Raw genomic sequence first — 12,785 nt, forward strand, 5'->3', positions numbered from 1 at the left:
GGGCAGAATTTCGGGCTGATGGAAACCGCATTGGCACTGGCGACGATGCTGCAACACTTTGCTCCTGAACCTTTGGCCGCCATGCCTGAGCCAGCGGCGCGCTATTCACTCCGTCCCGCCGACGGCTTGCCGATGACCTGGCGGCGCCGTTGAACGACTGCCTTCGATGAACCGGTGGCTTTGGCCCGACGGTGGGACGAAGCATTGAGCGCGATAACCGAACCAGCGGTAGCGGTTGCGGGCGACGAGGCGATAGACCGCGTCCCGGAGTGGTTTCGGTAGGATTCGCAGTACGCCCAAAGCCCGCCACGGCATGTGCAGATGCCGGACAATCGCCAGCCCGGCATCCGAATGCGTCAGCCCGCGCCCGCCCTCGATAACCAGATAGGTTTCGTTAAGGTCGGCTGGCTTCATTCCGTTGCCATTTGCCAGCGTCGCCCCCGTTTCTGACCAGGCCGAGACGAAGAGGAAAGCTTGGTCACGCTCGTGTTCGAGGATGAACCCTACCCAGGCCGAGCACAGAACACAGTCGGTGTCGAAAATGATGATGCTGTCTTTCGTCTCGCTCACGAATCTATATCCCTAGCCGCCAATCGCCTTTTCCATCTTGACCGCTTTGCGAGCAAGAGCCGCTATTTCTGCCGGGTCCCCATTTTTGGCCTCTGTCTCCATGAAATTGTTTAGCCTGAGACCGTGCCCCTTTCGCTGTTTGTGCTGAACGATGGCAACAAGTCTCACTATGCCAAATTTGCCCCGAGCGCACCCCCAGCGAAAATTACCGTGCAAGAACTCGACCTAACTGTTGTAGCAATTGAGGACTGCCGAGTTCCATAAATCGTTGTTACGGCCGGCTCGTGTATGTGCGTCTCCCCGGATATGCGTTCCCGGTTTGTGCTGAAGAGATCGCATAAGGTCTCAACAGGAACGCCGAAAGCATGGGAAGGCCAAATCGCGTGACATGCTGAGCCGTTTGGATTTACTGGTCCTCGGTTCTGATCCATTCAAGACCGTGTATTTTGGCGTTCGCCGAAAACCGGCCTAATATTGCGCACCAGCTACAGGTTTCACGATGGCCAGCGCCGGGGCGTCATCGCCTGTTGGTGCGCCGCCAAGTTGGCGTTGCACATTGTCTTGTGCCATGCCAGAAATCGCTATCATGGGATGCAATCGAGTCGAGGGTACCATTGAGTTTAAGTCTGGCAAAGGTCGAGGAACTCGCACCAGATCAGGGTTCGCTTGCCGCGGCGAAGAAACTTCTTAAACCCTCAACTTGGCCGACGCTCGCTCAGGACGGTTCGGGGCTGTTATGGGGCGAATGTCAGGGGTCCGGTGCAACTCCCTACAGAATTGCCGTGACCGAAGCCGATGCCGGTTACAAATGCAGTTGTCCGAGCCGTAAGTTCCCGTGCAAGCATTCGCTCGCCCTCATGTGGATGCGTGTTGAAGGTAAGGTCGATTTCTCGACCGGAACGCCACCGGACTGGGTAAACGACTGGCTTTCGCGCCGCCGCGGACCATCCGCTATAGTGCCGGCAGCCGGTACGGAGAGGACGAAGGCTTCGATTGCGGCGGTCGAAGAAACAGAGATCGTCTTCGATCCGAAGTCAGAAGCGCGCGCGGCAGCGGCGCGCGAGCGTAACCGCCTCGAGCGAGAAGCTGCCATCGCCAACGGACTTGACGAACTGGATGTCTGGCTTGCAGACCAGATGGATGCGGGGCTTGCTGCATTTCCCTCCAAGGCGACGTCCATGTGCCGGATGATGGCCCAACGCCTGTTCGATGCCAAGGCTCCAGGACTGGCCGCTCGCGTGGATACCATACCGGCAAGGCTTTTTGCGCTCGTGGAGGCGGCGCGACCAACCGCTGCCGTTCAGGAGCTTGGCATGCTGCATCTGATGGCGCAGGCATATCGTCGGCAGGAGCTGTTGGCGGAGCCGTTGCGCCACGACATCAGGCAAATGATCGGATGGACCGTCGCGCGTGAGGCACTCCTTGCAGACGAAGGGGCAGAGCGGGTTTCCAGCACATGGCGGGTGTGGGCAACTCGCAGTGAGGTACAGCCGGACAAATTGCGCCGGATCGAGACCTGGCTTCGTGGCAGCGATCGCCATGCTGTACTGATCGAATATGTGCCGGTTTCTACCGGCGCTTCGTCAAGCGGCTATAGTGTCGGCGATACCCTCGACGCCGAACTGGTCTTTTACCGGTCGAACGTGCCGCTGCGGGCAGTGATTGCCAGGCAGATCACCGGCGGCGACGCGTCCGATGCTCCCCTGGCGCTGCCCACCCACGATCTCGACGTTGCTTACGGTCTTTATGAAAAGGCCTTGATCGAGAAACCCTGGCTCGGCGATTATCCGGTCATGTTCCGCGGAGCGCGGCTGAAGCGGTCTGGCCAGGCCGTCTACCTCAGCGGCAACCAAGTCAGCCTTCCACTGTCAAAGTCGCAATCAGCGGCGAGTTGGCCGCTTCTGCAGTGCGAAGCGATCGACGGTGTAGGTCTCTGGGACGGCAGCGAACTGACACTCTGCTGGTCGGAAACCGCTCTCGGGCGGTGGATCGCATGAGTGTATCGAACCTCAGGAATGCGATCCTGCCGAAGCTTCTGGCCGGCGCTCGGGACGGTTTGCCGCTTGACGCCATCGGCGCGACCGACCCCCTGCAGGCGCTAGCACTGGCCGGCCAGGCATTGCGCTTCGACCGCCCGCTGCCGCCGGCGCAGTTTCAGGTTGAAGACGTCGTCTCCGATCAAGCGGCGATCTTGCCGGATCCGTCAAGAGTACTTTTTCTTCGGCTCCTTTCGGGCAAGAATCAGGCGTCCGCCCAATTGTCCACGGCGATGGTTCATGCCCTGGGTGATAAGAAGCTGCGGATGCATCCATTCGACCTGCCTAAACTCGAAGGCTTCGTGAAGACGCACGCGCAGGATCTTGGAGCAGCAGCGCTTGCCTTTTCGCAGCAGGAAACCCCGGTCGCACAGAAACAAAACTACTTCGCGCCGGACCGGCTAAGCGACGAGACCTGGATGCTTGCCACGCCGGTTGCGAAATCGGGCTATGTCGCTGCCCGTCGGGCAATCGATCCCGATGCCGCGCGGGCGTTGATCGAGGCTGTCTGGCTCACCGAGAGTGCCGAAAGCCGCTTGCGTCTCCTTGGCGCCTTGCGAGGCAACCTTTCGGAAAAAGATGCACCGTTTCTAAAAGGTCTGGACAAGGATCGGGCACCGCGTGTTCGTGAAATGGCTCAAAGGCTGCTCGTTCGTTTGCCGGGCTACGAAGGAGACAATCCGGCACTGCGTGCAGCGCTCGAGCGGGTGAAGGTTTCGAAATCCGGTTTGATCTTCAAGAAAGCGGTTCTGGCGTTGGAACTGCCCGCGACAGTCAAAGACCTCACCAAGATGAGATGGCTTGACGACACATTCGGCTCGGTCGGCTTGGATTTGCTGGCGGCGTCATTATCGCTTTCGGTGGATGCAATGGTGGCGGCGGCTGAAAAGCAGGGTGATCTGCTGACGGCCTTCCTTTTCATGGCAACGCGTGACCGGCGGCTCGACATCGTGAAGGTGATTGCCGACCGTCATCTTCGCAACAGCTGGGAAGCTTTTTCCGCGTTCGATGCCGAAATGCTGACCGATTACAGTCCCGAGATGCGGCAGCTCTGGGTCGAGCATATCTTTCAGCCGGACAGGTGGCCCGCCGAGACATCACCATGGACGATCCGCCTGATGGCGCAATGGCTCGAAGGGCAGGCAACGGAAAATGCCTTCAGCGCGGTCTTGCAGTCAAAGCCATGGCGCTCGCTGCACAAAGACAGCGCGCGTTATGATGCGAATATTCTCGACGATATAGCCGTTATGTGCCCGTCATCGATGCGTTCGACGCTCCGCAGCGAACTTGCTGCGCTCGATCCCGTCAAGTGCGGCAATGCCTTCCTTTTCCTCGATTTCATGGACAGTCTGGAGACCGCCTATGCCTGAAGCCCAACTTCGCCGTCCTGCAGAACAGATCTATGCAGGCGAACTGGCTGCACTTGCGAAGGGCGACGATCGTCCAAGACCGGCCAACTGGAAACTCTCGCCGCAGGCGGTCGTCACCTACCTTCTCGGCGGTACAGCATCCGACGGCAGCCTGATATCGGCCAAATATGTTGGAAACCGGCGGCTGATCGAGACCGCGGTAGCGACGTTGGCGACCGACCGGGCCCTCCTGCTGCTCGGCCTGCCGGGTACGGCGAAGTCCTGGGTTTCAGAGCATCTTGCTGCGGCGATATCCGGCTCGTCGCAGCGCCTGATCCAGTGCACGGCGGGGACCGACGAAAACCAGATCCGCTATGGCTGGAATTATGCTCTGTTGCTGGCAAAAGGACCGTCTCCAGACGCATTGGTCAAAACGCCGCTTGTGCGGGCAATGGAGGAGGGCACGCTTCTTCGGCTCGAAGAACTGACGCGTATGGGCTCGGATGTACAAGATACGCTGATCACGGTTCTCTCGGAAAAGACATTGCCGGTGCCTGAACTCGATACTGCAATCAACGCCGAGCGTGGCTTCAACATCATTGCCACCGCCAACAATCGTGACAAGGGCGTCAACGATTTATCATCGGCGCTAAAACGCCGCTTCAATGTCGTGGTGCTACCGTCGCCAGCTACGCTAGAGGAAGAAACCCAGATCGTCGTCAAACGGGTCGGCGAGATCGGCACCAATCTTAGCCTGCCGCCGATCCAGCCCGCGGATAAAGAACTCGCTCGTATCGTCACCGTTTTCCGTGAAATCCGTGACGGCAAGACGTTGAATGGCAAGGTGAAGCTCAAGACTTCCACCGGCACGCTCTCAACCGCAGAGGCAATTTCCGTCGGTGTGTCGGCCTGGGCAGAAGCAGCCCATTTCGGAGATGGCCGCATCGACGCCAATGCATTGGCGACCAATATTGTCGGCGCCGTGGTCAAGGATCCGGTGCAGGATAGCGTGGCGCTCGCGGAATATCTCGAAACCGTCATGCGCACGCGCGATGGCTGGAGCGATCTCTACGAGGCCATCCGCGAGGTCATCTAAGCAATGAAGAGGAAAGCGCATCTTTTCGGCATCAGGCATCATGGGCCGGGGTCGGCCGCGCTCTTAAAAGGCGCACTCGACGCGCTCGATCCTGCCTGCGTGCTGATCGAGGGATCGCCCGAGGGAGATGCTTTGATTCAACATGCCGGTCTTGCCGGCATGAAGCCGCCGCTTGCCATGTTGTTCTATGCGGCCGATGAGGCAGCCAATGCTGTCTTTGCGCCGCTTGCTGAGTTTTCTCCGGAATGGGTTGCCATGCAATGGGCGCTCACCCATGAGCGGCCCGTTCGCTTCATCGATTGGCCGGCGTCCGTCTCCCTGGCACTTGGCAAGCTTGCCCGGGAGGAGGCGCTTGCCGCGCTTCAAAAGAGAGTCGAGGAAGAGGAAGCTGCAGAGACATCGGCAAGCACGGAAGATATGGTCTCCAATACATCGTCTGCGCGCCTCGATCCGCTTGATCTTCTGGCGGAGGCCGCCGGCCATAGTGATGGCGAGAGCTTCTGGAATGGGTTGATCGAGCAGGGGGCTGATAGCCAATCACCGCTCGACATCTTCGCGGCCATCGAGACGGCGATGATGGAAACAAGGCAGCACCAAGCCGATGTCGGCGGTATGAGTGAAACCGAATGGCTTCGTGAAAATCGCCGCGAGGCCTTCATGCGCGGCCATATCCGGGATGCGTTGAAGAGCTATGAGGGTGAGGTCGCCGTCGTCGTGGGCGCCTGGCATATCGGCGGTCTCCGTGCCGAGACAACGGCTGCCGAAGACCGATCCATCATCAAGGACCTGCCGAAGATCAAGGTGGAGGCGACCTGGGCGCCGTGGAGTGATGGGCGCTTAAGCTACGCCTCCGGTTATGGGGCAGGGGTTATTTCGCCCGGCTGGTATCGACATTTATGGGGGCTTTATTCGGGCGATCGGCGCGAAGGACCGGAGGCCTTTGCCGCCATCTGGCAGGCGAGAACGGCCGCCTTATTGCGACAGGAGGGGTTCGACGCTTCGACGGCATCGGCGATCGAGGCGGCCCGACTGGCGCTTGGGCTTGCGAGCATGCGCGGCCTCAGCGTGCCAGGCCTTGCCGAGATGCGAGACGCCTCGCTTTCCTCGCTTTGCCATGGCGATGACGTGCAACTCGCGATGATCGAGCGCCAGCTTTATATCGGCAACCGGATCGGAGAGATTGACGCCGCGGTTCCGCAAATGCCGCTTGCCAAGGATTTCGAGGTTTGGTGTCGCAAGACGCGTCTGAAGCCTGACGAGACGGCCAATGAGATCAAACTCGATCTACGCAGTGAGGCCGGTCTCCTCAAATCGACCTTTCTGCACCGTCTCAATCTGATAGGCGTCCATTGGGGCCGCCTGATCGACGCCGAAGCCGGGCGTGGAACTTATCGCGAAATCTGGAGGCTTGCCTGGTCGCCCGATATGTCCGTGGGTCTGGCCGAAGCCCTGGTCTGGGGCCTGACGATCGAGCAGGCGGCGGGGACAGCGACAGTCGATCGAGGCCGCAAGGCTGGCGGTGTTGCGCAGCTTTCGGATCTCGTTCGTGGTGCACTTGTTGCGGATCTTCCAGAGGCGGCAAGCGCGTGTATCGATCTTCTGCAGGCCGCCGCCGCGCAGAGCAGCGACATTACAGATCTGATGAATGCGGTGGCGCCCCTCGTGCGCATCGTTCGCTATGGCAGTGCCCGAAAACTGCCGGAGGCGGAGCTTCGTGCGCTCATCAATGCGCTGAGTGTAGAAGTGAATGCCGGTATCCGTATCGGCTCCCGCCAATTGGACGACGACGCTACGTCGAAGCGAATGATGGCGATGCGCGCCTATGATGAAGCGCTCGGCCTCTTTGCGGATGTCGCTTTGCTTGATGAATGGCGGCGACAGCTCGCTCTCATCGTCGATGACGAACAGGTCGTGACGCCGGTCATCGGCTTCAGCTTGCGCCGGCTGCATGATCTCGGTCTTTGGGATGAAACGCAAATCGCCGCCGCCTTTTCGCGCAAGATCATCGGCGAGACGGCTGCGAGAGCTGGGGCATTCGTCGAAGCCTTTATCGCCGGGGCGGCCGAAGTCCTGATCCAGGATCAGGCGCTGCTCTTCTTGATTGACGAATGGCTTTGTGGGCTCAATGAGGAGGTCTTCGTGGAGAGCCTGCCCCTTCTCCGGCGAGCACTGTCCGGTTTCGACATGATTGGCCGTAAGCGCATCATGGCGCGCATCGCGGGTGGAAGGAAGGAACCGTCAGTCGCAATGGAGACGGCCGAACACAATCCGGTCTTTGAACGCGCGTTGCCTTTACTGAGGCAAATCCTGGGATTGGACGCATGAGCTCAGAACGCATCCGCCGCTGGAAGCTGGCACTCGGCGACGACGACATGGATGGGCTTGGTGAGCGTGACCAACGGCTGAGCCGCGCGCTTTCCGCACTTTACGAATCCGATAGCCCCAAGGGGCGCGGTGGGCTGGGCGCCTCATCGCCAAAGGTTTCGCGTTGGCTTGGCGACATTCGCGAATTCTTTCCGACGCCCGTCGTGCAGGTCATCCAGAAGGACGCGTTCGAGCGCCTCAACCTCAAGGCGCTGATGCTAGAGCCGGAGTTTCTCGAGACGCTGGAAGCGGATGTGCATCTCGTCGCAGATCTTATCTCACTTCGCGGGGCGATGCCCGAAAAGACGATGGAGACCGCGCGCGCGGTGGTCGGTAAGGTCGTCGAGGATCTGATGAAGCGGTTGCAGTCACAGACAGTGGAGAAGATAACGGGCGCCTTGAACCGTTCGCAGCGCACACATCGCCCCCGGCATGCCGATATCGACTGGCCAAGGACGATCCGTGCCAATCTCCGCCACTACCAGGCGGATCTCAATACGATCGTGCCGGAAACTCTGGTTGGATTCGCGCGGAAGAGTCGGACGCGCGCTGATCTCGATCACGTCATGCTTTGCGTGGATCAGTCCGGTTCCATGGCATCCTCGGTCGTCTACTCGTCGATTTTTGCAGCCGTGATGGCCTCGCTTCCGGTTCTATCGACGAAACTCGTCTGTTTCGATACCTCGATCGTTGATTTGACAGAGGATCTCTCCGACCCAGTGAAGGTTCTCTTCGGTGTGCAACTCGGTGGCGGCACGGACATCAATGCAGCGCTCGCTTATTGCGAGACCAAGATCGACCGTCCGAGCAAAACGCATCTCGTTCTCGTTACCGATCTTTACGAAGGTGGAGACGCCGCTTCAATGTTGGCGCGCGTTGCCGGGCTCAAGCACTCCGGCGTCAATGTGATCGTTCTGCTGGCGCTTTCTGACGATGGCAGGCCCAGCTACGATGCTCGTCACGCCGGTGCGATCGCCGCGATGGACTGCCCGGTCTTCGCCTGCACGCCGGATCAATTTCCGGACCTGATGGCGACCGCGTTGACCAGGCAAGATATCGGCCAATGGGCCAGCGCGAACGGTATTGAGCTTGTTCGGGGTTCCTGAAAGCTTTCATGGTCCGACCAACTGATTTGATACGAGGAATCACCCGACAGTGTGCCTCACACGTTCGGAAGATCGCTCAAATGGTAAGCTGCCCAGATACCCGCTTGAAACAAATGCAACCATTCTCCTCGAGCTTTGATGAGGGTGATTCGAGGGTTGAGATCGACGTCCTTGGGCAATACCAATCGTATGTTCGCGCGGCATTTCATTCCCTCGGGCCCCAGAACGGCCAGATGGCATAGGGTTGGCTCTTCGCGGTATTGCGCTGCAAACACGAAAATCTTGCCGTCTGTAGCAAAAGCATGTGATCCTCTAAAGGGCACTTCCGAATAGGATGTCATGAACTCGGGTCTGATCTGGCCGAGGCAAAAGTCACTGTAATAGTAAAACCATATGTCCAAGCCGGTGACATTCAGTGCGTAGCAGTCATCAATGTACCGTTCGGCCTCAGGGTGGTTATGCTGCCAGTGGATGTGCCCCGCGATGTCGACGCAAACCAAGCCCCCACTGCCCAAACCCGCCGGCCCCGGACCGTTCCAACCGTGATTGCCGAACACGCCTTCATCAAAATAGGAAATCCAGATGCGTCCTGCAGAGTCTCCTTGAATGTCGCTAATGCTGCTGCCGGCGTGGAAGGATTCCAACACCTTGCCGTTGGCATCGAATAAATGTGCATTCAAGCCTGGAGTCTCCCCATCAATCCAAGGGCAAAGGCCATTGGCAACAAGTACCCCGCGATTTTGAAGTGGGGCGAAGATCGGAAATTTGAAATCTTCCGGCAACGATAGGTCGGCGCAATAGCCTTGGTCTGATGACCAGAGCGACCAAACCTTTGCCGAATCGTGGCGGCGAAAGAGACCAAAACAGGTGCCATTATCTGCTATTGCGAAGCGGGCGTCATTTGCCGGCCGCGGTAGCCGTTCAATTCGATGGGGTTGCCAATCGATGTTCATCTTCTTTACTCATGATTATTCGTCGGGAATTGAGCCGGCGTGCTCGTCCGCGCGGCTTACATAGCAGATCTCTCCCATCCGTCAGCAGTCCGCTCCGTGACATTGCAGCCGTCGATCGATCTTGCGAGCATGGAGAGGATCTTTCCTTGGAGCAGGCCTTTTGACGTCAGCGGCACGACTGCAACACATGGCAATATGCCCATAGCCGAGGATTGGTCCGATTTCGAAGAAGTCGTCATGACTGCTTTCGGCGACCAAAGCTGCTGATGCGAAGATTCCGCAATCAGGCGATTAACGCCATTAAGGGGCGGCAAACGAACCCGATTCCGGTGCAGCCAGTCTCGTTGTCGCACAAATAATGAGAGGGAAAATGCGGCAGATCAAAAGGACGACCGCCAACATCGTTCGCGGCCGCTCCGGCGAAGGTGAGGGCTTGTACCCAGCGGGAACGATGACAGTCGTGCCGTCCAGGGTGATGATAGTACGCGAGCCGGCCGCGTTTGCTGCTCCGCTTGCGGCTTATTCCAGTTTTCAGGCGACTTTCGTCGCCGAACCGACCGCAAGGATTCCCTCAGCTGTTATCAAATTGAGGAGAGGTCAGGCCCATTTCTTGACAGAATCGATTGCTTAACAGCGTTCAAAAAATCGAGTTTGGATAACCCGTCGCCATTGGGATCATAGACCCCCCCCAAATTTCACCATATCAAATTCCTCGTAATCTCCGCTCGATAGAAATGCGTCAATAAACTCCAGCACCACGTCAAGCTGCTGAGGTTCAGCATTTCTTACAAAATCTTCGATAGCGGCTTTATAGCTGCCATACTCCAAGCGCCAATCCTGATGAAAATAGCCCCCGAAGAACTGCCTTACCAAGTCGTCCATCTACAAATCCGGATATGAAGTTAAAAGGGCCTACCCATTTTTGCTTAGTGGGTCTTTTATGAGAACAACAGTCGTCCTATTGGTTGTAAAAGATGCAATTTTCTCCCTGCTGCATGACTTTACCTACGTTTGACTCAGACGTGGTACTGATTACCAACTTGTTTGAGTTTCCTCCCATCCAAGATGAGACCGTCGCCTGATTATCAGAAATAGTATTCGCGATAGCCTTACCTGCGGTATCGAGATTTGGAAACGACGAAGCGCTAGTCAAGCTAGGATCACTTGCGAGTCTCGCGGATAGATCAGCACCCGCTCGCCGCCGCATGAATTGCTATCACCCGACAGAGCGTTTCTCCATTGAGTTGTAGCACATAGAAACTTTAAGTCTGCCCGCTCTTTTGAAACCCGTGGCAACTGCCGCTCGGGCGAACAGGGGGCCGCGCTAGGTTCGCAGCATTTTCCAAGATCTCCACGGCGCGATGGCTGCAGATAGCGTTAGATGTCCTGAAAGAGCTCGCCAAAAGCGGCCTCCGCATCGGCTTGTGATTCTCGCGTCAATGCATCCCTAACTTTCGTGAGCAGTTCGCGAAAGATGAATCCGTTTTTCGCGACCACAAGGTCCAAATCCTGCTTTGCTTCAATCAAATTACCTTGGCGCGTCTTCAACCAAGCTCGAATCGTCAATGCGTACGGATTTTCCGGCGCATTTGCCAATACTTCGGAAACATCACGGAGCGCTTCCGCGTGCTGACCGGCAGCTATTTCGATTTCCGCTCGGAATACCAGATCGGTGCGTTGAGAATTCTCGATTTGTTGCAGAGGGAGGTAGGCGAAGGTAGTGTGGGGCGGGCGTATGACTTTATTCAGATCTGCCAGGGCGAGGTCTTGTCTTCCGGCGCCGTGAAAAGCCTCGGCCCTCGATCGATAATAGCCGAGATTATTTGGGTCAACCGCAAGTAATTTGCTGAAGTCGGCGACTGCAAGGTCATACTGCCTCGTCCCCAAGTAAAGTTTGGCGCGCTGCTCTCGTGCTGTTCGACTGTCGGTAACCTCCAGGAGATCATTGCAAACTTCGATTGCATGCAATTCTGAGTTTTGATCTACGCTGATAGCGGCGAAGGTGCAGTCAAATTCCGAAGGTATCTTTTTATTGAGGAGAGCACCTAGTGCTTCCCGTGCCTCGCTACCGTCTGGATAGGCTGCAATTCCAGAGGTGAAGTCCTGCCGCGCCTTCCCTTTGTCGCCGGTCGCGAGGTAAATTCGACCGCGTTGCGTAAGGGCTACGCTCAAATTGGCGTTGTCAGCCCGGCCTTCATCGGAGCTCAGCTCAACGGCTCGACCGGCAAGTACCATGGCCTGTTCGAGCTCATGGCGCGCAAGATGAATCTCAGCCATCATTGTCAAAATGTCAGAGCGCGGAGGTGCGATGGCAAGAAATTTTTCGCAATCCTTTAGAGCAAGATCGTCCTTACCTGTTCCTTTGTATGCACTGCTCCTGAAGAGATAGACGAGAGGGTCGTTGGGGCTGATAGCTGCTGCCCGGTTAAGATCTTCCAGCGCAAGCTGATATTGCTCGATTTCAACCAGATGGTGGCCTCGCAATAAATAGGAACTCGCTTGCTTTGGCGCGAGCTCCACGATCTTGTCGAGGTCCGCTCTCAATCGCGCCGCGGCCTTCTGTTTTTCACCGGGATTTGGTGACGTGCCAGAGATAATATCGTTGATCCGGGACCGTATGTCGTAGGCGGGGACGAGAAGAGGATCCAGCGCGATAGCCCGGTCGCAATCTCGAGTCGACATCTGCAGCGAAGATTGTTTGAACTGGAATCCGCATCGATCAGCAAGCGCCTGTGCGAGTTTGGTTGGTTCGTTGATCGAGTCGATTAGCTTGGTGCAGTCAGCAGGTGTCGAGCAGAGTTGCGGCGATGGCAAGTCGAGCGAACCGGCATGCGCGTTGGCCACTTCGATCAAGGCGATCGTAGCGGAGATAAGGAGGCGTTTCAGTATTGTCATTAAGGCGTCTCACGAATGCTGAGCTGTTGGCGGCCCTCCGCCAGATCGGATCGAACGGCAGGCTATAACCATCCTAGGCGGTACGCGTCGCATCAGTTAGGGAAGAATGGAACTGCCAAGTTAAAAACAGCCCTAAAAACTAATGGGCGTAGAAATTTGACTCAGCAACCTTTGATACTGTTTGGCCTGCTGCCGGTTTCATGGACATCGAGTTAAGGGGCACCGTAACGTTAACCGGGCATCGATCAAAATGTGGGATCTGGTGGGATGACCAGATTTACCCGTGATCCTCTTTATCGTCGCCACCGCTTTCCAGCGGAGATAATTGCCCATGCCGTTTGGCTGTATTTCCGGTTTCCGCTCAGCCTGCGCATGGTCGAGGATATGCTGGCAGCGTTGGTGCGAGGATCAGCAAA

General features: G+C 57.4%; 11 protein-coding genes and 1 pseudogene. 7 read left to right on the plus strand and 5 right to left on the minus strand.

From position 1 onward, the window contains the following. Positions 1-105 precede the first annotated feature (105 nt). Positions 106-570 carry a thiol-disulfide oxidoreductase DCC family protein gene (locus tag AB4Z52_RS32540; RefSeq protein WP_442221988.1) on the minus strand — a complete coding sequence of 155 codons (465 nt, stop codon included), beginning with the start codon at positions 568-570 and terminating at the stop codon, positions 106-108. A 614-nt stretch (positions 571-1,184) separates the two neighbouring features. On the opposite strand from AB4Z52_RS32540, the gene AB4Z52_RS32545 reads away from it, so the two are divergent. Genes AB4Z52_RS32545 through AB4Z52_RS32565 form a run of 5 tightly spaced genes read left to right on the plus strand, consistent with a single transcriptional unit; the run spans position 1,185 to position 8,521 of the window. Continuing rightward, on the plus strand, positions 1,185-2,567 hold the full coding sequence (locus AB4Z52_RS32545; protein WP_442221989.1) for an SWIM zinc finger family protein: 1,383 nt from the start codon (positions 1,185-1,187) through the stop codon (positions 2,565-2,567). Then, positions 2,564-3,976 (plus strand): DUF5691 domain-containing protein, encoded by a 1,413-nt coding sequence (locus AB4Z52_RS32550; RefSeq protein WP_442221990.1) that lies wholly within the window; start codon positions 2,564-2,566, stop codon positions 3,974-3,976. Before AB4Z52_RS32545 ends, AB4Z52_RS32550 begins: the two co-directional genes overlap by 4 nt. Continuing rightward, the gene (locus AB4Z52_RS32555) at positions 3,969-5,051 is read left to right on the plus strand and encodes an ATP-binding protein (protein WP_442221991.1); all 1,083 of its coding nucleotides are present in this window, start codon (positions 3,969-3,971) and stop codon (positions 5,049-5,051) included. The genes AB4Z52_RS32550 and AB4Z52_RS32555 overlap by 8 nt, the downstream gene beginning before the upstream one ends. 3 nt (positions 5,052-5,054) lie before the next feature. Continuing rightward, complete coding sequence (locus AB4Z52_RS32560; RefSeq protein ID WP_442221992.1) at positions 5,055-7,376, plus strand: DUF5682 family protein; 2,322 nt, start codon at positions 5,055-5,057, stop codon at positions 7,374-7,376. Beyond that, positions 7,373-8,521 (plus strand): VWA domain-containing protein, encoded by a 1,149-nt coding sequence (locus AB4Z52_RS32565; RefSeq protein ID WP_442221993.1) that lies wholly within the window; start codon positions 7,373-7,375, stop codon positions 8,519-8,521. The genes AB4Z52_RS32560 and AB4Z52_RS32565 overlap by 4 nt, the downstream gene beginning before the upstream one ends. A gap of 56 nt (positions 8,522-8,577) precedes the next feature. Here AB4Z52_RS32565 and AB4Z52_RS32570 read toward each other — a convergent pair whose 3' ends face one another. Further along, a complete protein-coding gene (locus tag AB4Z52_RS32570; RefSeq protein ID WP_442221994.1) occupies positions 8,578-9,474 on the minus strand; it encodes a hypothetical protein in 897 nt (298 codons plus the stop codon). 370 nt (positions 9,475-9,844) lie between these two features. Between AB4Z52_RS32570 and AB4Z52_RS32575 the strand changes: the two genes are divergently transcribed. After that, positions 9,845-10,105, plus strand: a complete 261-nt coding sequence (locus AB4Z52_RS32575; RefSeq protein ID WP_442221995.1) for a hypothetical protein — start codon at positions 9,845-9,847, stop codon at positions 10,103-10,105. A gap of 44 nt (positions 10,106-10,149) precedes the next feature. On the opposite strand, the gene AB4Z52_RS32580 is transcribed toward AB4Z52_RS32575, so the two are convergent. The 3 genes from AB4Z52_RS32580 to AB4Z52_RS32590 form a co-directional block, all read right to left on the minus strand. Continuing rightward, positions 10,150-10,356, minus strand: a complete 207-nt coding sequence (locus AB4Z52_RS32580; protein ID WP_442221996.1) for a contact-dependent growth inhibition system immunity protein — start codon at positions 10,354-10,356, stop codon at positions 10,150-10,152. Positions 10,357-10,432: 76 nt separating this feature from the next. Then, entirely contained in the window at positions 10,433-10,681 is a 249-nt protein-coding gene (locus tag AB4Z52_RS32585; protein ID WP_442221997.1) for an RNase A-like domain-containing protein, read from the minus strand. Between the two features lie 170 nt (positions 10,682-10,851). After that, positions 10,852-12,369 carry a tetratricopeptide repeat protein gene (locus AB4Z52_RS32590; RefSeq protein ID WP_442221998.1) on the minus strand — a complete coding sequence of 506 codons (1,518 nt, stop codon included), beginning with the start codon at positions 12,367-12,369 and terminating at the stop codon, positions 10,852-10,854. A 267-nt stretch (positions 12,370-12,636) separates the two neighbouring features. Here AB4Z52_RS32590 and AB4Z52_RS32595 point away from each other — a divergent pair. After that, a pseudogene (locus AB4Z52_RS32595) lies at positions 12,637-12,762 on the plus strand (IS6 family transposase); the annotation flags it as partial. Positions 12,763-12,785 lie beyond the last annotated feature (23 nt).

The organism is Rhizobium sp. 2YAF20 (assembly GCF_052114685.1).
GTDB lineage: Bacteria > Pseudomonadota > Alphaproteobacteria > Rhizobiales > Rhizobiaceae > Rhizobium.

Coding starts and splice junctions, on each gene's coding strand:
- AB4Z52_RS32570 (WP_442221994.1), bottom strand. CDS start 9,474: ATGAACATCGATTGGCAACCCCATCGAATTGAACGGCTACCGCGGCCG.
- AB4Z52_RS32585 (WP_442221997.1), bottom strand. CDS start 10,681: ATGCGGCGGCGAGCGGGTGCTGATCTATCCGCGAGACTCGCAAGTGAT.
- AB4Z52_RS32555 (WP_442221991.1), top strand. CDS start 3,969: ATGCCTGAAGCCCAACTTCGCCGTCCTGCAGAACAGATCTATGCAGGC.
- AB4Z52_RS32590 (WP_442221998.1), bottom strand. CDS start 12,369: ATGACAATACTGAAACGCCTCCTTATCTCCGCTACGATCGCCTTGATC.
- AB4Z52_RS32560 (WP_442221992.1), top strand. CDS start 5,055: ATGAAGAGGAAAGCGCATCTTTTCGGCATCAGGCATCATGGGCCGGGG.
- AB4Z52_RS32575 (WP_442221995.1), top strand. CDS start 9,845: ATGCGGCAGATCAAAAGGACGACCGCCAACATCGTTCGCGGCCGCTCC.
- AB4Z52_RS32580 (WP_442221996.1), bottom strand. CDS start 10,356: ATGGACGACTTGGTAAGGCAGTTCTTCGGGGGCTATTTTCATCAGGAT.
- AB4Z52_RS32550 (WP_442221990.1), top strand. CDS start 2,564: ATGAGTGTATCGAACCTCAGGAATGCGATCCTGCCGAAGCTTCTGGCC.
- AB4Z52_RS32565 (WP_442221993.1), top strand. CDS start 7,373: ATGAGCTCAGAACGCATCCGCCGCTGGAAGCTGGCACTCGGCGACGAC.